A 20,705-nucleotide genomic window follows, 5' to 3' on the forward strand; every position below is an offset into this window, starting at 1 on the left:
CTTGCGTGCCGGTCAATGTCTGATTGCACCCATTGATAAACAGATTATCTGCGATTCAACAGGGCGAATTATCCTATTAGATCAGGCTTGGGAAGGTGATTATAAACCCGCTATCGGTCAGATTCTTAAAAACACCAGTGATGTCTATGGCAGTGATCTGATAAACATTATCTTTTCAGGTATGGGCAACGATGGCACGCAGTATTTAGATTTAATTCAAGATAATGACAGTCAATTGTGGGCGCAAGAGCCAAGTTTAAGTGCTTGCCCTAGTCAGCCACAAGCTATCATTGATTCAGGATATTGCAAATTTGTCGGTAGTCCCAAGGCCTTAGCACAAAAACTTACCGACTATATTGCTGAAAGGGCGGCAAGCGCCTTTTCGCATTCATTTATTGTGAGCGACGTATGAAACAGATTTTAAAACATTCGTTTGAGGCAGTAAGCTTACTGACCACGAACAAGGGTATGCTCGACGTTACTATCGTCCCAGCGTTTGAACAGCCTGACTGGATTATTCCTAGTAGTTTAATTTTGAGTGTAGACGAGTATAGCGAACATACTTGGAATTATGAGTGGCAACAACAAGAAGTCGCTGTCTTCCATATGCTGCCGCGTCATCAAACGCCAGATAAAATGATTGTATTAGAAGGTAATACGTCAGCGCATCGTATCGCGCTACAGACAGCTGGTGAGCTGCGCCAACTACAAGCACGTATCTCTGAGGTTAAAGATGTTGAGCTTCCTGAGCATTTTTACAAAACAGACAGCAACATCGATACGGTTTTTGAGCGTGTGCAAGAAGATGTTGTGCTATCCTACCTATTTCAAACGGTGATGATTGATAATACACTGTACTTGGTGCCTGATTTAGATAAAATCGCACACCAATTGATTGATTTAGACAGCTAGCTTGCTCACTCATAATGAAGCTCTATATCAGTGTTTTTTCGATGGCTTGTTAATTATGCTTTGTCAGGCAGTAGCTGTCTATTCACATCATTAAGCAGCCGTTAGCGATAGAGGTGACACAATAATTTATGAACAATACCCGTTCAAACCTGACAAAGTGGTCGGCTACTAGTCGACTTTTTCATTGGATTAGCGCAATTTTATTGCTAATCACGTGGATGATGATGCTGTTGTATAACAACCTTGATAGCAAAGTCTACATTGGATTACATAAGGCTTTTGGGGTTAGCTTGTTGTTTTGGATGATAGCGCGAGTGATTAATCGCGTCTTTACGAAAGCGCCACCACCAGTAGTTATGCCAAAATGGCAAATGCTACTCTCGCAATTATCGCACTTTGCGCTATATGCACTACTAATTGCTATGCCAATAGCAGGACTGCTCATGTCTATTTATGGTGGTCGACCGGTTGATATTTTTGGTTTGTTTCAGATACCGGTATTTGTTACTCCAGATAGAGGTTTGGCACGACTTTATAATGACTGGCATACCGATATTATCTGGCCAATGATTATCGCCTTTACGCTTATACATATCGGCGCTGCTTTATATCATCAGTTTGTGAAGAAAGACAATTTAATAGGCCGTATAAAATAGCGAATTCTAGATAATAGAAAATATGTACACAAAAAAGCCCTAAGTAGGATACTTAGGGCTTTTCTTCATAAGCGATTAAAGTGTGTAGCTATCTATTGTATAGTCAATAGAATTATTTTTTATGTTCAGGTAAATTAATATTCATCTCTAGCACGTCTAAGCTGTCTTCAGAGCGATGATTGATATTGACATCATCAATCTGTACGCCATTGACATACTTATTAACCACTTCTAATATCTCACGTTTCATTTTTTCGATACGGTCTGCGGTCAAGCGATTGCTTAAGCGATTTTCGCTAGCAACAATAACTTTTAGACGCTCAGTTGCCATATTGGCGCTGCCTGAGTTACTGTTGTCATCCGTGCCGAATAGACTACTCCAAAATCCTTTTTTCTTACTCATTATTAACCCCCAAACCAGCGCTGTAATAGACTCTTTTTCTTCGCATCAATATGACGTAGCGGACGCTCTTCACCTAAGAAACGAGCGACAATATCGTCATAACACTGACCAGCAACAGAATCCGTATAATGAATCACTGGCTCACCGTGGTTAGATGCTTCAAGCACTGAATGGCTTTCGGGAACAACGCCAAGTAAAGGCACTTTCAAGATGTCGTTTGAGATAGTGTCAATATCCATCATCTCGTTAGCTGCTGCACGCTCTGCATTATAGCGGGTGATGATGAGATGCTCACGTACAGCCCCTTGGTTTTCAGCCACCTTTTTTGTCTGGCTTTGCAAAATACCAATGATGCGATCTGAGTCACGTACTGAAGAGATCTCAGGGTTAGTCACAATAATGGCTTCATCCGCATGATACATCGCTAGCTGAGCACCGCGTTCGATACCAGCAGGTGAGTCGCAAATGATATAGTCGAATTGCTTAGAAAGCTCTTCCATAACCTCTGCCACGCCTTCGTCTGTCAACGCGTCTTTATCACGCGTTTGGCTGGCAGGCAAGATGTATAGATTTTCTAGCTGCTTATCTTTGACAAGCGCTTGTGATAGGCGTGCATTACCATTGATAACGTCGACAAAATCATAAACAATTCGATTTTCGCAGCCCATAATCAAGTCTAGATTACGCAAGCCTACATCAAAATCGATAACAACTGTCTTATAGCCACGTAATGCTAAACCGGCGGCAAAAGACGCACTGGTCGTGGTTTTGCCCACACCGCCTTTACCCGAAGTGATTACAACAATCTTCGCCACAATGGCACACTCCTATGAATTAATGAGATTATTTATGAGTTGATGAGATAGTTATTATATAAAACAGCACATATATAAAGTAGCATATCTACTGGTTGTCCATATACCGTATATGTACTATCTGCGAGCGTAAGCCTAGCATAAATATAGCAAAACTTATAGTAAGTCACTATTAAAGCTTAAAAACTAAAGCCTAAAAAGGACTCGTATATAAAGCTAGCTTTGTTAGTCATATATAGACGACTGCAGTTGGGGTAAATAGTGGCAGAGCCACAGATTCATCATAGCGCAGTTTTGTTAAATAAACTTGCTACAATATGAATTAAGCCATGCATCTAACCATTTGGTGGTTATATGTACATTTGTGTCAGTAAGTATTTACGGTTTAACGCCTTTATTAATCTGAGATTCATCTATTATAGTAAACACCAGTCCTTGACCTTCCAAAAAACGTACCTCTACTGATTTATCAATCACATGCTCAGGCAGATTGTCGCGTAAGCAATAAGTACCTGCTACCGAAACAAGAGAAGGGTTAAATGTTTGGCAGAAGATACGCGCGTCTTTATCGCCAGTAGCACCTGCGACTAAGCGTCCTTGGGCGCGACCATATACATGTAAATTATTATCAGTGATTGCTTCTGCACCACTATTGACACTGTTGGTCAAAATCAAATCGCCGCCGACATGATTGAGGCTTTGTCCTGAGCGCAGCATTTGATCGTAGATCAGGCTGGTAATATGTTCAGCACTAATAAGTGTTTCTGCAGATTCTACAGATAAAGCCGCTTCAGTGGTTTCGCTCGTTTCAAGCGTTTGATTACCGTTTACTGAATCAGTGTTATCAGTAGCGGTTTTAGGCTCGCTATTACTATCAATAGCTGCCGTAGTCGTAGCAGCTACTTGGCTCAACTGAGTCGTGGCCTTTTTGCTGGGCAAAATGCGCTCAATACGCTTGCCATCTGCTGGGAATATCGCCAATCGTAATTCGCGTGCTTGGGCGTCAAGCAGACCTGTCACTACGCCGATAGGTTGTAAGCCCCAAGACCAAAGTAGCTCTATCAATGCCGATAAATCTTGCTCTACCTCACTATCAATCAATACTGGGATATGACTGGTCTTATTACTCAGCGTTGTTTGCAGTTGGGCTGTAATCGCAGCAAAATCATCAGTGCTAAACTGCAACCGTGAAAAGGTCAACATTTTGCCATAAAAAGCTAAGGCTGGCGTGGTTGTCGAGGCGAGGGCATGGTGGTTATTGTCTGAAATTGTCATAGTATAAATCCTCAAAAGATGGTCATGTTGCTGTATTCACGGTGCCGTTTTTTATTATCAGGTCGATATTTTAAAAATTCTATAAGTTAAGTATGTCTTTATTCTTCCATTGTTGTATTTTTAAATTTGATTCAAATTCTGACAAGCTCTCAGAGAAGACACGGGCTATAAGACTTTCAAGTGCAGTATTATTAGTATCAAGTTGGGCGACACCTTGCGAAATTGCCACCATTAGCGTATCGATACGTTCAGGGTCGAGCAAGCACTCATTGAGAGCATTGACGATATTTTCACCAATATTATGGCCGATATTTAATAATTGTCCTTCAATCAGTTTACCGGCTATTGGAATTAAGCGCAGCAAACGGTGCAGCTCTGGGGTATTCGCCAGTGCATTTTCGACTGCATTACCGATATCAATGGCGAGCATTTTGCCATTTTCTGAGTTGCTATTCAGGTTTTGCAATTTTGGTGCAAGCTCTTGGCGTAGTAAGGAGAGGAGCGCGGCTTCAATCTCATTGCGATTGCGATTAAAGGTCGCATCAATCAACGACTTTTGCATCTTAGGATCGGTCAATTGTTGCCGATAGTTATCAATCGTGGTCAAAACAACGCGATCTGACAGCTCTTCTAATAGTAAATTGATATAGAATTTAATCCGATTGATCCAAGGTTGCGGTAGGACTTGATAGCCGAGCTGGTGTAGGCGCCGCCCGATAACCACCGCTCGAAACAAGCGTAGCGCCCGTAGCTGTGGAAAGCAACCCAGCACTTCATACCAATGCACAAAGGGGAAAAAGAACCAGCGATAATATATCTTTTGTTTAATGGCAACTGCCCAGCGTAGCAGTAACTCAATCACTAAGAATATAGTAAAAAAGCCACCCGCAGTACGCAGTGAATCGTGTATCGTATTTTGATACCATAACACAGCATTACTAAGTGACAGCCAACCTGCGACATTAGCGCTAATAAAGTCACTCATCAAGATAGTATCAATACTAATCAGTAATAAATCGATACTGATCGCGACAATCATCACAATGTCATAAGTCAGCTTCAAGCGATTTGGCTGTGGGCGATTCGGTTGCGGTGATAGGGGTGATAGGCTATCTGATAATTCTGAGTATGCTGCTGGGGACTGATTGAGCGCTGACGTTGACTCTATAGGCGAGCTAGTAGTAGAAGAGGCGGGCACAGTCATACCTTATTAAATAGTAAGTGGCATCAGCAATGAATGGCTTTACGCCAATCACTACTAAATAAATAATGCGTTTTAATGGTTATTCACATTATCAATGAATAACATCAAAAAACAAGCCATCAACCATTATAATTTGATATTTTACAAATTATCTTTTTATACAAAATCAGTATTTTTAATTGCTTTGATTTTCAAGCTCAGGTGTTACATTAAATTCAGCTAACATCTCTGTAATACGCTGGTCTTTTTGCTGCCAAATTTGCTCTACCCAATCAAACATTTTTGCTTTGACAGTCTCGTCATTTTCATAACCACCATCTTGGATAGCAGCAAATAATGCGTTTGGCATCTTGATATGGCGAACATCGACGCCGAGGCGTTTGATATTACCTTTCCATAAATCGCCATAGGTTGGTACACCATCAGGATAAACAATGGTCATATCCAAAATACCATCAATATCATCACCTAGCGCATTTATAGCAAGTGATAAACCACCCGCCCGTGGTTTTAATAAATTTTTATAAGGTGAGTGCTGCTTATCACGTTTAGTGGGTGTAAAACGCGTACCTTCTAAATAGTTTAGCAAAGTAAATGGTTTGTTCTTTAATAGTGCGCAAGCGCGTTTTGCTTCTTCGATATCTTTGCCTTGCAGAGCCGGATTCTTGGCGATGGCTTCTTTAGAATGTCTACGCATCATGGGGAAATCTAAAAAGTAAAAGGCTTGACCAATAACAGGGATGTAGATCAGCTCAAACTTGGTAAAAAACCGCGTTAATGGCAAACGCTTTTCACTAATATATTGCACGATACTGGTATCGACCCATGATTGATGGTTACTAAGCAGCAAGTATTTACCATGCGTATGCACATCATCAGGCAGGCTAATGCGCCAGTCTTTATCCGGCAAAATATTATCAATTACAGCATTGTTGCTATTAATCCAATAATTAGTGACGCCAATCACTGTCTTATCTGCAATCTGTGAGCCAGTGATGGCTTTGGTGGCACCCATCAACCAGATAGGGATACCGGCAGCTATACTATTGGCCGTGATGACACCTGTGGCGGTCGCTAACGAGAGCGCTTTGCCCAGTTTAGGAGTACGCTTATGTATTTTTTGTATTGTGGAGTTAAATCGCATATCCAATCCCTTTATATTAGTTTTATGAATCTATTAAGCCTGTTTTTCTACAATCGCTGCTTCTAATATACCCACATAAGTCCAGTATTTCTACTTTCTACTCTAGCATTCAACTGTTTTTACGGTCATCGCTAGTCTCTGAAGGTCTATCAGAGCAAGATAGTGAAATATTGTTCTTATGAGGTATATTATCCATTTGCTATCCACTTTACGGCATGATTTTAGCAGAAAATAATCAGAGTGTACGAGTGTAAACATGACTTATAATAACAAATAATAATGATTTCTAGAGGATTGTCTGTAAACACTTATGCACTTCTCATACATAGATGTGACAAAATATTACACACAATTAGAATGGGATTGCCATAATAATAAAAGTGTAGATAGACAACTAAACGATGTTGCTAAGTGATATTTGTCATAAGCAATTTTCATAAAAAACACAACTTATCTATTATTTTATTTTAAAAATTATGAGGAAATATTATGCGTAATACATTAATGGTTGCAGCAATAGCATCAGGTTTGGCCCTTACTGGCTGTGCTACGGATCCTAACACTGGACAACAGCGTCTTAATAAATCTGCTATCGGCGCTCTAGCTGGTGCGGCAGGTGGTGCAGCTATCTCTAAAGCGACTGGCGGCGACAAGACTGGTCGTGATGCCGCTATTGGTGGGGTTCTGGGTGCTGGCGTTGGTTATTACATGGAGCGTCAAGCTAGACAGCTTGAGCAGCAAATGGCTGGTACTGGTGTAACAGTTACTCCAAATGCAAACGGTAACATTGATCTAGTCATGCCAGGCAACATCACTTTCTCATTCGATGACGCTACCCTTAATAATTCATTTAAACCAACGCTTGATAAGCTTGCATCAACGATGAACGAGTATAACCAAAACTCAGTAACCATCGCTGGTCATACTGATAGCAAAGGTTCTGATTCTTATAACATGAAATTATCACGTGACCGTGCTTATGCAGTAGCTAACTACCTAAGTGCACGCGGCGTATCATCTAGCCGTATCAACGTAGTCGCTTATGGTGAGTCTCGTCCAGTTGCTGATAACAGCAGTGAATATGGCCGTCAGCAAAACCGCCGTGTTGAGCTAACGGTTAATGCGCCAAATAGCGTTCGTTAATTATTATTAAATTGATAATATAAACATTTAGATAAAAAGGTTGGCGAAAGCTAGCCTTTTTTTTGATTAAATTTTGTCTACTCATTAGCAAATTATATTTGATAATAGTTATCAATAACATTATAATTCCCAATCATTCAACTGTTGGATACTTATATTCCGTTCGTATTTTATGACTGAATGGACGATTATTAACCAGCGTCTAGCGTAGTTAGCTTATGTGCGGTACTGCTAACAATGTTGAATATCTCTGTTATTTCCCTTTCTTTCTTATTTTAGTGCAGCCCTTCAAGGACATATATGAATATCACTACAGTGACAAGCCGTAAAATTTTACCGACCACTTTAGCTGCTGCACTGGCAGGGATATTAATGCTATCAGGTTGTAGCAAACAGTCTGATGAGACAGCTACAACGGATGCGCAAGCTGAAGTAAAAGAGACAGAGAATACAAATAGTAAAACCTTATCAGCAGCTGACCAAGCACATACGGATCGTTTACTTATTAGTTATGCTGATATGGCGCATGCTGCATACAAAGACTCTTTGGAAACCGCAAAGATTTTACAGACTGCGGTGAACACCTATGTAGAAACCCCAACACAAGCCAATTTGGATGCAGCAAAAGCCGCTTATAAAGCTGCGCGCCAGCCGTACTCGCAGACTGAAGTCTTCCGATTTGATGAAGGTTTTGTGACGGCCAATGATAAACGTGAGATTGGTAGCATTGATGGTTGGGAAGGACAGGTTAATGCTTGGCCACTAGATGAGGCATTGATTGACTACGTTACTGACGACTATGCAGGCGAGTACAACAGTAAAGACAATATCATCAATAGTGATAGCATTACGGTCGGTAGTATCAAACAAGATAGCAGTATCATCACCCCCGAGTTATTAGCTGAAATGAATGAGATCGGCGGTAGTGAAGCCAATGTGACAACTGGTTATCATGCGATTGAGTTTATGTTATGGGGTCAAGACACCAATGGCGTTGCTGAAGGTGCTGGTAATCGCCCAGTTAGCGACTACGTAACCACTGATGGTGAATGTACCAGTGGTGATAGCGCAAATACCGACGCGAGTATTTGTGAGCGCCGCGGTCAATATTTAAAAGCGGCCACTCAGCTGCTGGTCGACGACCTAACAGCGATGGAAGCGCAGTGGCAACCTGACAGTGAAAATACCTTACGTAGTGATATGATGGCGCGTAAAGACACGAATGGTCTGCGCCAAATCATGTATCAGATGGGGAGCTTAGCGCTGGGTGAGCTTGCTTCTGAGCGTATACAAGTGGCTTTTGTCACCGGTTCTACCGAAGATGAGCATGAGTGCTTTAGTGACTTGACCCATCTAAGCTACGCCAATAATGCCCGTGGTATTCAAAACGTCTTTAATGGTAGTTATAAAACAGTCGCTGGTAAAACGGTAGGCGGTTATGGAGTTAAAAACTACCTTGTCGATACGGGCAACAAAGAAGCTGCTGATAAGCTAGCTGCTGATTTTGCAAAGGTAGAAGCCACCTTTAATGTGATTGTCGAAAAAGGCGAAAAAGAGAATATCAAGGTTGATCAGATGATCGCGACGGTAGGACAAGCAAGTAAACATGGTATTTCTGCTGAGGAGCAAAATAAGCGCCGTGGTTGGATTGAAAGCAGCATTACCAGTTTACAAGAGCTGACGGCTGGTATTGAAAATGCAGCAAAAGCGGTTGGCATTGATAATCTAGACGCCGACGCAGGCTCACAGTTTTAAGTCATTATTGTTTTAAATTATCACTACTTAATATTATCAGATATATGTATTTATAATGCCTGATAAGTCGCTATAAGTTAATGAGAATTATTTTCATAAGAAAGTAAATTATGTATAATAAACACGTTGTCAATTTTGGTTGGCAGCGTGTTTTTTTATAGCGTATTAAAATAGCCGGATAGGTCAGTGCGCAGCTGTTACTTATCGACTAGAAGTGAAGAACTTTATAGCACGCGATTTTAATGGTTCTATACTAGAACTAAGGTACTCTCTATGACCATCACCAATGTCTTAAAAGTTAAACAATACGCCTCGTTTTACGCTTCTTTTATCCACAAAACTGCGCCATTAAAACTATCGTTAGGGATGCTATGCGCACTATCGATAAGTGCCTGTCAGCCGACTGATGATGTTGCTAATAATACGGCTGAAAGTGATAATAAAACTCAAAAAAACGCACAATCTCAGGCATTAACTTCTGAACGCGCGCAGACGATTGAGGCGCTGGCAGGCGTGCCTATGCAGCAGCTGGCAAACTTTGATCCGCAAGAGATTAAGCAAGGTGGTGATACTGGCATCAGTATTACAAGTAGCGAGAGTTACTCCAAACCTTCGTCAAACATCACCGCATCTCGTAAAGGCTCGTTCTTTATTGGCAATGCGTTTTTTCGACAACCGTGGGTGATTGCCCCTGCTAGTACGGATAGCCGTGATGGTCTTGGCGCATTATTTAACGTCGCTGCTTGTCAATCATGTCATGTAAAAGACGGTCGTGGTCACGCTCCTATGACTAGTGATGACGATGCAGACAGCTTGCTCATTCGTCTGGCCATGCCAGCGACCACCGATGAGCAGCGGCAGCAGTTGCAGGATTCGCTTATCGAGAAAGTCGTCCATCCTATGTATGGCGGTCAATTGCAAGATCGCGGTATTCAAGGCGTTCCAGCAGAAGCAAGAATTGCCGTCCAATGGACCGATAAGCCGGTCACTTTTGCTGATGGATATGTCGAAACATTGCGCGCACCGATCTTTAACTTAACCAATCCAGGTTATGGTCCATTTGATGGTGAACTCATGGTATCGCCGCGTATTGCTTTACCCATGATCGGGCTGGGGCTACTCGAACAAATACCTGATGCTGATATTAAAAAACAAGTGGCTAGCAATCATAAAAACAGCAGTGATATTAAAGGTAAATTCAATTTAGTCATGGATCCGCAAACGGGTAAAGTCGCATTAGGACGCTTTGGCTGGAAAGCAGGTCAAACCAAGCTGCTTACTCAAAACCAAAGTGCCTTTAATGAAGACATGGGATTAACCTCAAGTATTCGCCCTACAGAGTCGTGTATGCCGACGCAAAGCGCTTGTATGAATGCCGCAACTGGCGCTGATGAGCAAGGTAATGGTAAGCAACCGGTTGAAGTTAATGATGAAGTGGCAAAATTTGTAGAGTTTTATACACGTAATTTAGCGGTGCCGCATCGCCGTAATGCGGATGACAAGCTGGTATTAGCTGGCAAAAAGCGCTTTTATGATATGGGCTGTCAAAGCTGCCATACGCCAAGGTATCAGTTGCCAAAAACCGACGATGATCATATTGAGCAGCATGGACAAGTGATTTATCCTTATACAGATTTGCTGTTACATGACATGGGTGATGATCTTGCGGATCGTACAATCGCTGGCAAGCTACCGCCCAAAAACTTACAGGTTGAGTTTTTAGCCAACTCTTATGAATGGCGTACACCGGCATTATGGGGCATTGGTCTTGCCCAAACTGTTGATCCACAAGCGACATTTTTACATGATGGCCGCGCCCGTACACTGATGGAAGCGGTATTGTGGCATGGCGGAGAAGCTAAAAAACAACAGCAAAAAGTGCTAAAGCTCGATAAACAAGGGCGTACTGAATTGAACGCTTTTTTACAATCACTATAAAATCATTATGAATTTTGAACGAGCAAATAAACGACTGTTAACGACATTGTCTTCCAATTTAGATATGACGATTTAAATAATTATTCATAATGTTACCGAGAAACCTATGAGAATAAACCCTGCTTTAGCAATGGTGCTATCGGCATTAAGTGCCGGAATACTTATCAGCTGCGTTAAACCGGCTGATGAAAATAAAGCACCAGAGTCTGACAGCCAAAAGGTGGCGCAAGATAGCGCTGAACCCAAAACCAGTGAAAATACAGCCAGCAGTGATAACAATAGTGAGAAAAAAATTATCGCGGTAGATATCAGCGCTGATACTGAAAAAACTTACTTAACCCATGTGGCTAATGACATTGTTATTCCAGCGTATGCTGATGCGGCTAAACAGAGCGATTTGTTGCATGATTTGGCACAGAAGCATTGCCAGCAAGCGCCAGTAAGCGGTGATGAATTGCAAGCGCTGCGTGACCAATGGTTGGTATTAGCGCAAGCTTGGGCGAGTGCTGAGATGGTCAATTTCGGTCCTGCGACTGCCAGTATGAGCAATCTATATATTAATTATTATCCTGACGAACGCGGTCTGGTCCATAGCGGCGTTGCAGATCTGATTACTGCCAATCCCAAACTGACCGCTGAGCAGCTCGCGAACGAAAGCGCCATTGTCCAAGGTGTACCAGGATTAGAAGAAGCGTTATATGCTAATGACAGCTTGGACGCTGGTCAGTGCGCGTATGTGATGAGTGCGAGCAGCGCATTGAGCACACGCCTCAAAGATATTGAGAAAAACTGGCAGCAAAACTCAACCGATTTATTAGAAATTGATAAAACGGCGGAAAGCGACCAAGGGTTGAACCAATGGTTTAACTCTTTGCTATCATTGGTTGAGACCATGAAATCTAACGCCATCGATCAGCCGCTAGGTCTAACAGGTAAAGCTAAGGGTCATTTACCAGCTGCGACCGCAGGGCAAAGTCGCGCGATTATCAATGCTAAATTGGCGATATTGAATAAAACCATGACCGATCCGGTGCTTACTGCCATTTTGGGTAGTAATGATGAAAATGCAGTAGCTGATAATCTATCGACCGCACTTGCTGATACCACGACATTATTGGCACAAATGCCAGAAGATCTAGCCACTGCCGATAAAACCACGCAGCAAGAATTGTATGACAATCTTACGACCATTACTCGTATGATTAAACGCCAATTGATTCCGACACTTGGTATCCGTGTCGGCTTTAATAGTACCGATGGCGATTAAATAATGCCTACTATCGAAACTAAGACAGTAATGTCCATTACTGAAGATACTTGTCAATCGAATGAACTAAAAGCGCAGCAAGCAGACAAGTTATCAAACCATGAGTTACTGATAACGTCAGCACTGACAGCATTTGGTACGGTAATGGGTACAGCAGCGCTGCTTAGCATTCATCATCGCTATCGCAAGCAGCGTCAGCCTGATTCGAGCTGGCAAGATTATCTGACTGGTATCTGTTCGCAGTTGCACTTATTGCCGTCAATATCGAAGCCGCCGCTAATGCGTTTTAGCTCCGCCTGTCAGCAAGCGGCTTGTGCGTGGCAACAGGCTTATTGTCTACCCATTAATGATGAGCATACTAGTAATAATAGTCTTGGTACAAACGATTTTAGCGCAATGCATACCACGACCATGCTGGCGCGACCAGTTTGTTGGGTCAGTGGCGTCGCTGCTATGCCAAAAAATATCTCATTGATAAATGACGACAGTAATGATGAAAACGACTTTGGGGTAGTTGGTATCGATGCGGATAGAGAAATAGTTTGGCAAACCACCATGCCTGAACGTGTCCATGATATTGTCGTTCAGCCCATTTTGAACGATCAAGATAATAGTCTTAATAGTCGTCAAAGCTGTCAAAATCGTGACGTTGTAGTGATGGGTCGTCGTCCAAGTGAGAAATTCTGGGTGCTCGACACCGCAACAGGACAAGTAAGGTTTGCTATCAAAGCATCAGACCGCCGCCATTTTTATGGTCATGCTTGCTATAGTTTGGATGGCTCAACGTTATATGTGACCGAGAATGATACGCAAAGTTTAGATGGTAAGATCGGTGTTTATAATGCTCATGGAGATTATCAAAAAGTAGCAGAATTTGACTCGCACGGTATCGGTCCACATGAGCTGATAATGCATCCGGATGATGAGACCTTAGTTATTGCTAACGGTGGTATCAAGACCGAGCAAGCCTCACGCGAAGAGCTGAATCTTGACATTATGCTTCCATCATTGGTTTACCTAAATCGTCATGAAGGTAAGTTATTAGAACAAATTACTCCAGAGCATAATCAGATGAGCGTGCGCCATTTAGCCATGCATAATGATGGCACAGTGATGATTGGCATTCAGTTTCAAGGTGAAAAACATATCAATGTGTCATTGGTGCTCACTCATAAACGTGGCGATACAAGTTTTAAATCTTTGACGATGCCTGATAACCAGTGGCAACGCTTTCATCAATATATCGCCAGTGTAGCGGTTGATAGTGAGCGTAACCTATTATGTGTTACCACACCGATTGGCGGTTGTGCGGCAATTTTCGATCTAAATAGTCGTACGTTGATTAATGATGTCAGTCTGCCAGATTGTGCAGGCGCATCAGTGCTAGCTAATTCAGTGCCACCTAATAATGTAGGCAGCGATATTAACAATGATGTTAAGGATAAGGATAAGTGTAAGGAATCAGGCTTTATCGTTAGCGATGGGCAAGGTCAACTAACTAAATTGCACGTCGAGCATTTGGCAACAGTAGCATCGGCTGTTATAAATAAAGTTGAACGTATCGCTAAAGATAGCAAACGACATATGATGTCTTTTGATAACCATTTGCAAGCGCTTTGAGCATGAGCTTACTACCTGAACATCCTGTACATAGTATGTCTTTATTAGAGAGTGCTATTCAACGTTTGTCAGAGGCAGGTATTGAGTTACAGGTGACCAAAAAGCGCGTCAAGAATATTAATTTTCGCTTAAAGCCACACATATTGCTGGTGTCTGTCCCCAAGTTTATCAGCCCGATGCAAATGGCACAGTCTATTGCTAAGCGAGTGCCATGGGCCATAGAAAACCATAAGCAAGTTTTAGAACAATACAAGCGTAAGCAAAGCACCTCGTCCGAATCTTCAATTGCTGATAGCCCACTTTTATTGTGGGGTATAGCGCAGCCGTTCACTTTGAACCACGATGAAAAAATTGCCTACTATCGGCAACAGCTCTCCGAAGTAATGCCTTCATTATTTGATAAATGGCAACCAATTGTCGGTGCAACAGCCAATGAGATACGCCTAAAAAAAATGCATACGCGCTGGGGCAGTTGTAATACCCGTGCGCGCCGAATTTGGTTATCTGTTTATTTGCCTGCTTATCCTATTGAATGTACCGAATATGTCATTGTCCATGAGCTGTGCCATTTACATCATGCCAATCATAGTGCTGCGTTCTGGCAAACAGTTGCAACAGCGATGCCCGATTATCAGCATTGGCATAATATGCTGGCCGGTAAAACAGGGCAATTAGATTAAAGGCTTCAGCTAAATAATATCCATAATCGCATTAAGACTGCTATGATGATTAATAACGATACAAATCATGTCGTTTAAATAAACGTATTATCTATCATATATACAGGGATGTCATATGGAAAACGTTAATCAAGCAGAATTTTGGCAGCAGCGTTATGAGCAAGACAGTATTGGCTGGGATATGGGTCAGGTATCACCACCGCTAAAGGCTTATATCGACCAGCTACCTGAATCGGCTAAAAATCAGGCCATTTTAGTGCCGGGTGCAGGTAATGCTTATGAAGTTGGATACTTGCATGAGCAAGGATTTACCAATGTTACCTTGGTTGATTTTGCGCCTGCGCCGATTCAGGCATTTGCTGAGCGTTATCCTGATTTTCCAGCTGAGCAGTTAATCTGCTCGGATTTTTTTAATTTATCTCCTGAGCAATACCAGTTTGATTGGGTACTTGAGCAGACGTTTTTTTGTGCGATAAATCCTGCGCGCCGAGATGAGTACATCCAGCACATGGCAACGTTGCTTAAAGCTAAAGGTAAGCTAGTTGGTTTGCTATTTGATAAGGATTTTGGACGACAGGAACCACCATTTGGCGGTACAAGAGAGGAATATCAGCAGCGTTTTGCGACTCATTTTGACATTGAAATCATGGAGCCAAGCTATAACTCACACCCAGCACGTCAAGGCAGTGAGTTGTTTATTAAGATGCACGTAAAACAGTAATCTCATGCTTAATATTGTCTCGAGCTTGCTGTTCTAAACGTGAATGATAGTAATCAGTCAGATAAAGTGTTGGATGCGTTAATAGTTTCTCCAATACCGCAATGCGCCCAACGAGGTAATTTTCTTTTGCTACATGTGCATATTCTTGACGGACGGCTTGCGCGTACTGATCATAATCAGACCAAGGCGCACCTAAAATACTTAAGTCCATATCTAATAAATAAGCCGCATCACTGTTTTTATCCTCACCTGCTAACTCATTAAGTTGATGAGTGGCAGTCATCATAATAAGCGTGTAGATATATTGGCATTGCTCATCACTCAGATAGTAACTTAACGCTGCTAGCGCATATTCTGCACTTTTTAACTCGTTATCTGAGCGCGTTGGCTCATATATTACGTCATGATAATAGAGTGCCAAGGCGATAATATGTGGCTCGTGAAGAGCGTTTTTGATCTGCTCAAACTGTCCAAATAATTGCTGGATATGCTTTAGAGTATGGTAAGCACGCTGCGACTCGTTATAACGAATCGTGATATCCTGCCAGAGCACTTTTACTTCTGCTGGCGTAATATTACTATTAAGAGTAAGAGCAGATAAATGCGTCGTAAAACGATTGCCTAGCTCAGCATTTATTTGCGAAAGCTCGTCCATATTTAACCTGTATTTTTATGAATAACTGTCATTTATCATGTCTTTCGATAGTACTCAATACCACTCAATGCCACGTTAATCAATACCACATCAGTTTTTATCAGTAGCATCTTCAAACGCTTGCTTAAATAGCTTACCAAGCAAATTGACATCATCAACGCGGGCATAATTCAGACGAGTGACAAAGGCAATATGACGATGCGGACCTTTCTCTGCCAGTGGTACTGCGACCGCGTTTTGGTTTTGTAGATGCAATTGATCGAGCGCCATTTCCGGCACCAAGGTCGTGCCCATGTTAGCAAGTGCCATTTGGATTAAGGTATTTAAGCTGGCATCCGAAAAGCTGGATTTCATCTGTGCACGGTCAAAGTGACAGACGGATAGCGTCTGATCAGTCAGGCAGTGTCCTTCGCCAAGTAACATGAGATTGGCAGTGGCTAGCTCATCGGCATTGATGGTTTTAAGTTTGGCGTGGACATCGTCTTTAGGGAATACGGCAAAGAAATCTTCTGCCCAAAACTCAAAGCTATGCAAGCCATCTACCGCATAAGGTAGCGCAATGATAGCCGTATCAATATGACCATAACGCACTTGTTCAAGCAAGCGCTCGGTTTGTTGCTCGACGATGGTCATACGGAATTCTGGATAGTGCGCTCGTAGTGCAGGCAACACTTTAGGAAGTAAATAAGGGGCAATCGTTGGAATAATACCAACGGTCATAGGATAAGCTAGTGGCGACTGATGGCTGTGCGCGCGCGTGGTTAAATCATTGACTTCCGAAAACACGCGCTGCGCCCGCACCAAGATATCTTCACCGATAGGAGTAATCAGTACTTGCTTGTTGTTACGCTCAAAAATCTGCGTATCCAGTTGCTTTTCTAACTCTGCGATACCAAGACTTAGTGCTGATTGTGAGATATTACAGTCTTCCGCTGCACGTTTAAAATGACGGTGTTTAGCGACTGCTAAGGCAAACTCAAGTTGACGTAAGGTAATCATAAAACCTCTCTATTAATAGCTGTTTAAGGCAATTGGTTGTGCTTATTTATTTTGTGCATTTATCCAATGAGATGTAGTTACTTACGCATAGTGCACTGATGATAAAAAGCAGAGAGAATAGTTTAACAAGTTTAATAAAACAAAACATCACATTAAAAACTTTTAACTGGATTAACCATAGAATTCGCGTATAGTTTGTCAGGTAGCCCAGATAATTAAAGGCTTAACTGAAACAATCATGTAAATAAATTTCAATTAACTTAACTATAAAGGAGCCACTCATGGCGTCTATTATCAATCAAGAAATCCCAGAATTTTCAGCTGATGCATATGTAAATGGTGAGTTCAAAACCATCACTTCAGAAGACGTAAAAGGCAACTGGGCGATTTTCCTATTTTACCCAGCTGATTTTACTTTTGTTTGCCCAACTGAACTTGAAGACATGGCCGCTCATTATGACGAGCTAAAAGGTTTAGGCGTAGAAGTGTACTCAGTATCAACTGATACCCATTTCACCCATAAAGCATGGCATGATTCTTCAGAAGCAATTGGTAAAGTTACTTACCCAATGATTGGCGATCCTACTGGTCGCATCACTCGTGGCTTTAACGTCATGATTGAAGAAGCTGGTCTTGCTGAGCGCGGTACATTCCTAGTAGACCCAGACGGCTTGATTCAAGTTGCTGAGATTCATGCTGGCGGTATCGGCCGTAGTGCAAAAGACATGTTACGTAAAGTGAAAGCAGCACAATACGTTCGTGAAAACGACGGCGAAGTTTGCCCAGCAGCTTGGGAAGCTGGTCAAGAAACGCTAAAACCAAGTCTTGATCTAGTAGGTAAGATCTAAGCAATTATTGATTAGATTAAGATTTTAGTACTATTAAAAGCAGTAGTTACTGATTGGTCGTACTAAATCAAGCTTCAACAAAAGACCCCATTAACTTATGCTAATGGGGTCTTTTTATATGTATGAGTTTTTATTATACGTATACATTTACAACGTTAAATATTTAGGCATGAGATTGTAATTTGTTTTTATCAATTATTTTATAAATCTCATCTTTTAAATACAATTTTCGCCGCTTCATTTGCTCAATTTCTTCGTCGCGACTGGCGTGCGTAATGACATCTTTCTCAAGCTGATTGATTTGTTGATCCAGCTGAGTATGTTCATCAAAAATAGTCGCAAAGTGGCTGTCTTTCTGCTTAAGCTCAGCAATAATTTCTTTGTTATCTTGCCATGTATCAGTCTTTCTCATGTTGTCATCCTTGTTATGAAGCGCAAGCTTGCAATGAGTATTCGCGCATTTTAGTTAAGATTGCTGTGATGAATTTCTATGATTTTGAGACCTAGATTTTGTTAAGTTTTATCGCTATTTGACTCAATAGCGATAAAACTTAACACAAGCAGATATGACTTTTAATGAACACGCTTAAAAGCGAATCTGCCATAAGACTAATAGGATTTTTTCCTATTGGCGTCACTCGATTGTAGCTAAAAAAATTCCTAGATACTATGACTATCATTGATTATTATTTATCAGTAGTTTTAAAATTAAATAAAAATAATGTTTTATGATTTGTTTTATAAAACTTAAAGTTTGAGTTTTTCAGCTTGCCCAGAACGGCCAAACCTTTGATAATAGACGTATCAAAGGGCATCAGCCGCACGATTAATAATATTATTGGCACGTGACCTTCTCAAATTTAAAGACGCAGCACAGTTGCTGACGTTACATATTCAATAATAATGGGGAACAAACATGATAGATAAAAGCTTATTAGACGCAGTCAAAAGTTATAGTGAAAATATGACCCGCCCAATTACCTTTGTATTGGGTAGTGGCGAACATAGCAAGCGTGCTGAGTTGATTGATTTTTTGACTAAAATTGCAGGTACTACAGATAAAATAAATTTTGATAGTGCAGCGACCGATGACAGCTTACCAAGTCCGATTAGTTTTGCGGTTCGTAGTCATATTGATGGCGGATTGACCGACACTGGTATCGTCTTTAGTGGTATCCCGGGCGGTCATGAATTTACATCGCTCATATTGGCAATCTTGCAAGCGGGCGGTCACACGCTGAAACTAGATGACGGTATTCAAAAACTCATCAAGCGTTTTAATAAACCGCTACAGTTCCAAACTTACGTGTCGTTGTCTTGCCACAGCTGCCCAGAAGTCGTACAAGCGCTGAACCAATTCGCGCTACTAAATGATGACATCAGCAATGAGATGATCGATGGCGCATTGTTCCAAGAGCAAGTAGAAGCCAATAACATCCAAGGCGTACCAGCAGTATTTTTAAACGGTAAGCCGTTTGCTAATGGTCTGATTGACACGGCTAAATTGATTGAGAAGTTGCAAGAGCAGTTCCCTGATTTATTAGCAGAAGCTGACGATGACGCTGAGCAGTTAGAGCAGCAAGATGTGACGATTATTGGCGCTGGTCCTGCAGGTATTGCGGCTGCTATTTATACTGCGCGTAAAGGTTTAAAAGTGACCATGGTTGCTGACCGTATTGGTGGTCAGGTAAAAGATACCCAAGATATCGAAAACTTGATTTCTGTGCCTTTAACGACAGGTGGCGAGCTATCTGCAAACTTTGAAAAGCATTTGCGTGAATATAATATTACGCTTAAAGAGCACGTCAGTGTCAAAGAGATTGGTGAGACTGCTGATGAAAATTACAGCATTCATCTAAATACTGGTGAGACATTTGAGACGCGCAGCATTATCTTAGCGACTGGTGCTCAGTGGCGTAAGCTTGGTGTCCCTGGTGAAGAAGAAAACATTGGTAAAGGCGTGGCGTTCTGTGCTCACTGTGACGGTCCGTTCTTTAAAGGCAAAGACATCTCGGTGATCGGTGGCGGTAACTCAGGTATAGAGGCCGCAATTGACTTAGCCGGTATCGTGAAGCATGTGACGGTATTCGAGTTTGCTGATGAGCTAAAAGCGGATCAAGTATTGATTAATAAAGCCAAAGAAAAGGCAAATATTGATATCATCACTAGTGCAGCCACTCAAGAGATTAAAGCGACTGATGGTAAAGTGACTTCTATCGTTTATCAAGATCGCAATAGCAGTGAGAATAAAGAGCTTGATGTTTCGGCTGTTTTTGTTCAAATTGGCTTGGTGCCAAACACTGAATTCGTCAAAGGCTTTGTCGATTTAAACCGCTTTGGCGAGATTGAGATTGATGAGCGCTGCCGTACCGATCGCAAAGGTATCTTTGCTTGTGGTGACGTGACTACTGTACCATTTAAGCAAATTAATATCGCGATGGGTGAAGGTTCAAAAGCAGCACTATCAGCGTTTGAATACTTGGTTATGCAGTAAGGTTATTCTAATTCAATAAATTTTTTTAGCAATTATAAAAAAGCCACCTCATTTTTGAGGTGGCTTTTTTATAATTGCTACAAATTTATTGAAAGGCTAAATCTTATATAGTTGATTCACTTTAAAACCGATACGAGTGCTACTGGAGTAAATTTTTCGCAGCCTCTGTCACGCTT

At 41.6% G+C, this 20,705-nt stretch carries 20 protein-coding genes; 12 read left to right on the plus strand and 8 right to left on the minus strand.

Annotated features, from left to right (window positions below; genetic code table 11):
- The 3 genes from CAN34_RS04235 to CAN34_RS04245 form a co-directional block, all read left to right on the plus strand.
- Positions 1–412 (plus strand): chemotaxis protein CheB (locus CAN34_RS04235; RefSeq protein ID WP_133063015.1); only part of this gene is annotated, 412 nt, incomplete at its 5' end.
- Positions 409–912 carry a hypothetical protein gene (locus CAN34_RS04240; RefSeq protein WP_089554583.1) on the plus strand — a complete coding sequence of 168 codons (504 nt, stop codon included), beginning with the start codon at positions 409–411 and terminating at the stop codon, positions 910–912. The genes CAN34_RS04235 and CAN34_RS04240, both read left to right, overlap by 4 nt.
- A 128-nt stretch (positions 913–1,040) precedes the next feature.
- Positions 1,041–1,568: a cytochrome b gene (locus CAN34_RS04245; RefSeq protein ID WP_089554584.1), complete on the plus strand. Its 528-nt coding sequence runs from the start codon at positions 1,041–1,043 to the stop codon at positions 1,566–1,568.
- A gap of 112 nt (positions 1,569–1,680) precedes the next feature.
- On the opposite strand, the gene minE is transcribed toward CAN34_RS04245, so the two are convergent.
- The 5 genes from minE to CAN34_RS04270 all read right to left on the minus strand — a co-directional run bounded on the left by minE (position 1,681) and on the right by CAN34_RS04270 (position 6,409).
- Positions 1,681–1,971, minus strand: a complete 291-nt coding sequence (gene minE / locus CAN34_RS04250; RefSeq protein WP_079692590.1) for a cell division topological specificity factor MinE — start codon at positions 1,969–1,971, stop codon at positions 1,681–1,683.
- Between the two features lie 2 nt (positions 1,972–1,973).
- Positions 1,974–2,786 carry a septum site-determining protein MinD gene (minD, locus tag CAN34_RS04255; RefSeq protein WP_079692589.1) on the minus strand — a complete coding sequence of 271 codons (813 nt, stop codon included), beginning with the start codon at positions 2,784–2,786 and terminating at the stop codon, positions 1,974–1,976.
- A 378-nt stretch (positions 2,787–3,164) separates the two neighbouring features.
- Positions 3,165–4,061: a septum site-determining protein MinC gene (minC, locus tag CAN34_RS04260; protein ID WP_089554585.1), complete on the minus strand. Its 897-nt coding sequence runs from the start codon at positions 4,059–4,061 to the stop codon at positions 3,165–3,167.
- Positions 4,062–4,140: 79 nt separating this feature from the next.
- Positions 4,141–5,259, minus strand: coding sequence for a hypothetical protein (locus tag CAN34_RS04265; RefSeq protein ID WP_089554586.1), 1,119 nt, complete (start codon positions 5,257–5,259; stop codon positions 4,141–4,143).
- Positions 5,260–5,440: 181 nt separating this feature from the next.
- Positions 5,441–6,409, minus strand: a complete 969-nt coding sequence (locus CAN34_RS04270; RefSeq protein ID WP_089554587.1) for an acyltransferase — start codon at positions 6,407–6,409, stop codon at positions 5,441–5,443.
- A 489-nt stretch (positions 6,410–6,898) separates the two neighbouring features.
- On the opposite strand from CAN34_RS04270, the gene CAN34_RS04275 reads away from it, so the two are divergent.
- The 7 genes from CAN34_RS04275 to CAN34_RS04305 all read left to right on the plus strand — a co-directional run bounded on the left by CAN34_RS04275 (position 6,899) and on the right by CAN34_RS04305 (position 15,533).
- Positions 6,899–7,552: an OmpA family protein gene (locus CAN34_RS04275; protein ID WP_079692584.1), complete on the plus strand. Its 654-nt coding sequence runs from the start codon at positions 6,899–6,901 to the stop codon at positions 7,550–7,552.
- A gap of 300 nt (positions 7,553–7,852) precedes the next feature.
- On the plus strand, positions 7,853–9,307 hold the full coding sequence (locus tag CAN34_RS04280; RefSeq protein WP_089554588.1) for an imelysin family protein: 1,455 nt from the start codon (positions 7,853–7,855) through the stop codon (positions 9,305–9,307).
- A gap of 366 nt (positions 9,308–9,673) precedes the next feature.
- The gene (locus tag CAN34_RS04285) at positions 9,674–11,245 is read left to right on the plus strand and encodes a di-heme oxidoredictase family protein (RefSeq protein WP_254423087.1); all 1,572 of its coding nucleotides are present in this window, start codon (positions 9,674–9,676) and stop codon (positions 11,243–11,245) included.
- Positions 11,246–11,351: 106 nt separating this feature from the next.
- On the plus strand, positions 11,352–12,512 hold the full coding sequence (locus CAN34_RS04290) for an imelysin family protein (protein WP_089554590.1): 1,161 nt from the start codon (positions 11,352–11,354) through the stop codon (positions 12,510–12,512).
- 3 nt (positions 12,513–12,515) lie between these two features.
- The gene (locus CAN34_RS04295; RefSeq protein WP_089554591.1) at positions 12,516–14,132 is read left to right on the plus strand and encodes a DUF1513 domain-containing protein; all 1,617 of its coding nucleotides are present in this window, start codon (positions 12,516–12,518) and stop codon (positions 14,130–14,132) included.
- Between the two features lie 2 nt (positions 14,133–14,134).
- Positions 14,135–14,812, plus strand: coding sequence for a M48 family metallopeptidase (locus CAN34_RS04300; RefSeq protein ID WP_089554592.1), 678 nt, complete (start codon positions 14,135–14,137; stop codon positions 14,810–14,812).
- Between the two features lie 115 nt (positions 14,813–14,927).
- The gene (locus CAN34_RS04305; RefSeq protein ID WP_089554593.1) at positions 14,928–15,533 is read left to right on the plus strand and encodes a methyltransferase domain-containing protein; all 606 of its coding nucleotides are present in this window, start codon (positions 14,928–14,930) and stop codon (positions 15,531–15,533) included.
- Here CAN34_RS04305 and CAN34_RS04310 read toward each other — a convergent pair.
- Both CAN34_RS04310 and CAN34_RS04315 read right to left on the minus strand, forming a co-directional pair.
- The gene (locus tag CAN34_RS04310) at positions 15,511–16,188 is read right to left on the minus strand and encodes a hypothetical protein (RefSeq protein WP_089554594.1); all 678 of its coding nucleotides are present in this window, start codon (positions 16,186–16,188) and stop codon (positions 15,511–15,513) included. The genes CAN34_RS04305 and CAN34_RS04310 overlap by 23 nt on opposite strands.
- Before the next feature lie 90 nt (positions 16,189–16,278).
- A complete protein-coding gene (locus tag CAN34_RS04315; protein WP_089554595.1) occupies positions 16,279–17,187 on the minus strand; it encodes a hydrogen peroxide-inducible genes activator in 909 nt (302 codons plus the stop codon).
- A 281-nt stretch (positions 17,188–17,468) separates the two neighbouring features.
- Here CAN34_RS04315 and ahpC point away from each other — a divergent pair, with 281 nt between their 5' ends.
- Entirely contained in the window at positions 17,469–18,035 is a 567-nt protein-coding gene (ahpC, locus tag CAN34_RS04320) for an alkyl hydroperoxide reductase subunit C (RefSeq protein WP_079692575.1), read from the plus strand.
- 163 nt (positions 18,036–18,198) lie between these two features.
- Here the strand turns inward: ahpC and CAN34_RS04325 are convergent, their stop codons facing one another.
- A complete protein-coding gene (locus tag CAN34_RS04325; protein ID WP_089554596.1) occupies positions 18,199–18,447 on the minus strand; it encodes a YdcH family protein in 249 nt (82 codons plus the stop codon).
- Between the two features lie 504 nt (positions 18,448–18,951).
- On the opposite strand from CAN34_RS04325, the gene ahpF reads away from it, so the two are divergent.
- Complete coding sequence (gene ahpF / locus CAN34_RS04330) at positions 18,952–20,529, plus strand: alkyl hydroperoxide reductase subunit F (RefSeq protein ID WP_089554597.1); 1,578 nt, start codon at positions 18,952–18,954, stop codon at positions 20,527–20,529.
- The last annotated feature ends 176 nt before the right edge of the window (positions 20,530–20,705 follow it).

It is taken from the genome of Psychrobacter sp. DAB_AL32B (assembly GCF_002224105.1).
GTDB lineage: Bacteria > Pseudomonadota > Gammaproteobacteria > Pseudomonadales > Moraxellaceae > Psychrobacter.

Excerpts from the sequence above, each read along its gene's own strand:
- CAN34_RS04290 (WP_089554590.1), top strand. The coding sequence starts at position 11,352 with ATGAGAATAAACCCTGCTTTAGCAATGGTGCTATCGGCATTAAGTGCC.
- minE (WP_079692590.1), bottom strand. The coding sequence starts at position 1,971 with ATGAGTAAGAAAAAAGGATTTTGGAGTAGTCTATTCGGCACGGATGAC.
- minC (WP_089554585.1), bottom strand. The coding sequence starts at position 4,061 with ATGACAATTTCAGACAATAACCACCATGCCCTCGCCTCGACAACCACG.
- CAN34_RS04315 (WP_089554595.1), bottom strand. The coding sequence starts at position 17,187 with ATGATTACCTTACGTCAACTTGAGTTTGCCTTAGCAGTCGCTAAACAC.
- CAN34_RS04285 (WP_254423087.1), top strand. The coding sequence starts at position 9,674 with ATGCTATGCGCACTATCGATAAGTGCCTGTCAGCCGACTGATGATGTT.
- CAN34_RS04300 (WP_089554592.1), top strand. The coding sequence starts at position 14,135 with ATGAGCTTACTACCTGAACATCCTGTACATAGTATGTCTTTATTAGAG.
- CAN34_RS04280 (WP_089554588.1), top strand. The coding sequence starts at position 7,853 with ATGAATATCACTACAGTGACAAGCCGTAAAATTTTACCGACCACTTTA.
- CAN34_RS04240 (WP_089554583.1), top strand. The coding sequence starts at position 409 with ATGAAACAGATTTTAAAACATTCGTTTGAGGCAGTAAGCTTACTGACC.
- CAN34_RS04295 (WP_089554591.1), top strand. The coding sequence starts at position 12,516 with ATGCCTACTATCGAAACTAAGACAGTAATGTCCATTACTGAAGATACT.
- CAN34_RS04245 (WP_089554584.1), top strand. The coding sequence starts at position 1,041 with ATGAACAATACCCGTTCAAACCTGACAAAGTGGTCGGCTACTAGTCGA.
- CAN34_RS04305 (WP_089554593.1), top strand. The coding sequence starts at position 14,928 with ATGGAAAACGTTAATCAAGCAGAATTTTGGCAGCAGCGTTATGAGCAA.
- CAN34_RS04325 (WP_089554596.1), bottom strand. The coding sequence starts at position 18,447 with ATGAGAAAGACTGATACATGGCAAGATAACAAAGAAATTATTGCTGAG.
- CAN34_RS04275 (WP_079692584.1), top strand. The coding sequence starts at position 6,899 with ATGCGTAATACATTAATGGTTGCAGCAATAGCATCAGGTTTGGCCCTT.
- ahpF (WP_089554597.1), top strand. The coding sequence starts at position 18,952 with ATGATAGATAAAAGCTTATTAGACGCAGTCAAAAGTTATAGTGAAAAT.
- CAN34_RS04310 (WP_089554594.1), bottom strand. The coding sequence starts at position 16,188 with ATGGACGAGCTTTCGCAAATAAATGCTGAGCTAGGCAATCGTTTTACG.
- ahpC (WP_079692575.1), top strand. The coding sequence starts at position 17,469 with ATGGCGTCTATTATCAATCAAGAAATCCCAGAATTTTCAGCTGATGCA.
- CAN34_RS04270 (WP_089554587.1), bottom strand. The coding sequence starts at position 6,409 with ATGCGATTTAACTCCACAATACAAAAAATACATAAGCGTACTCCTAAA.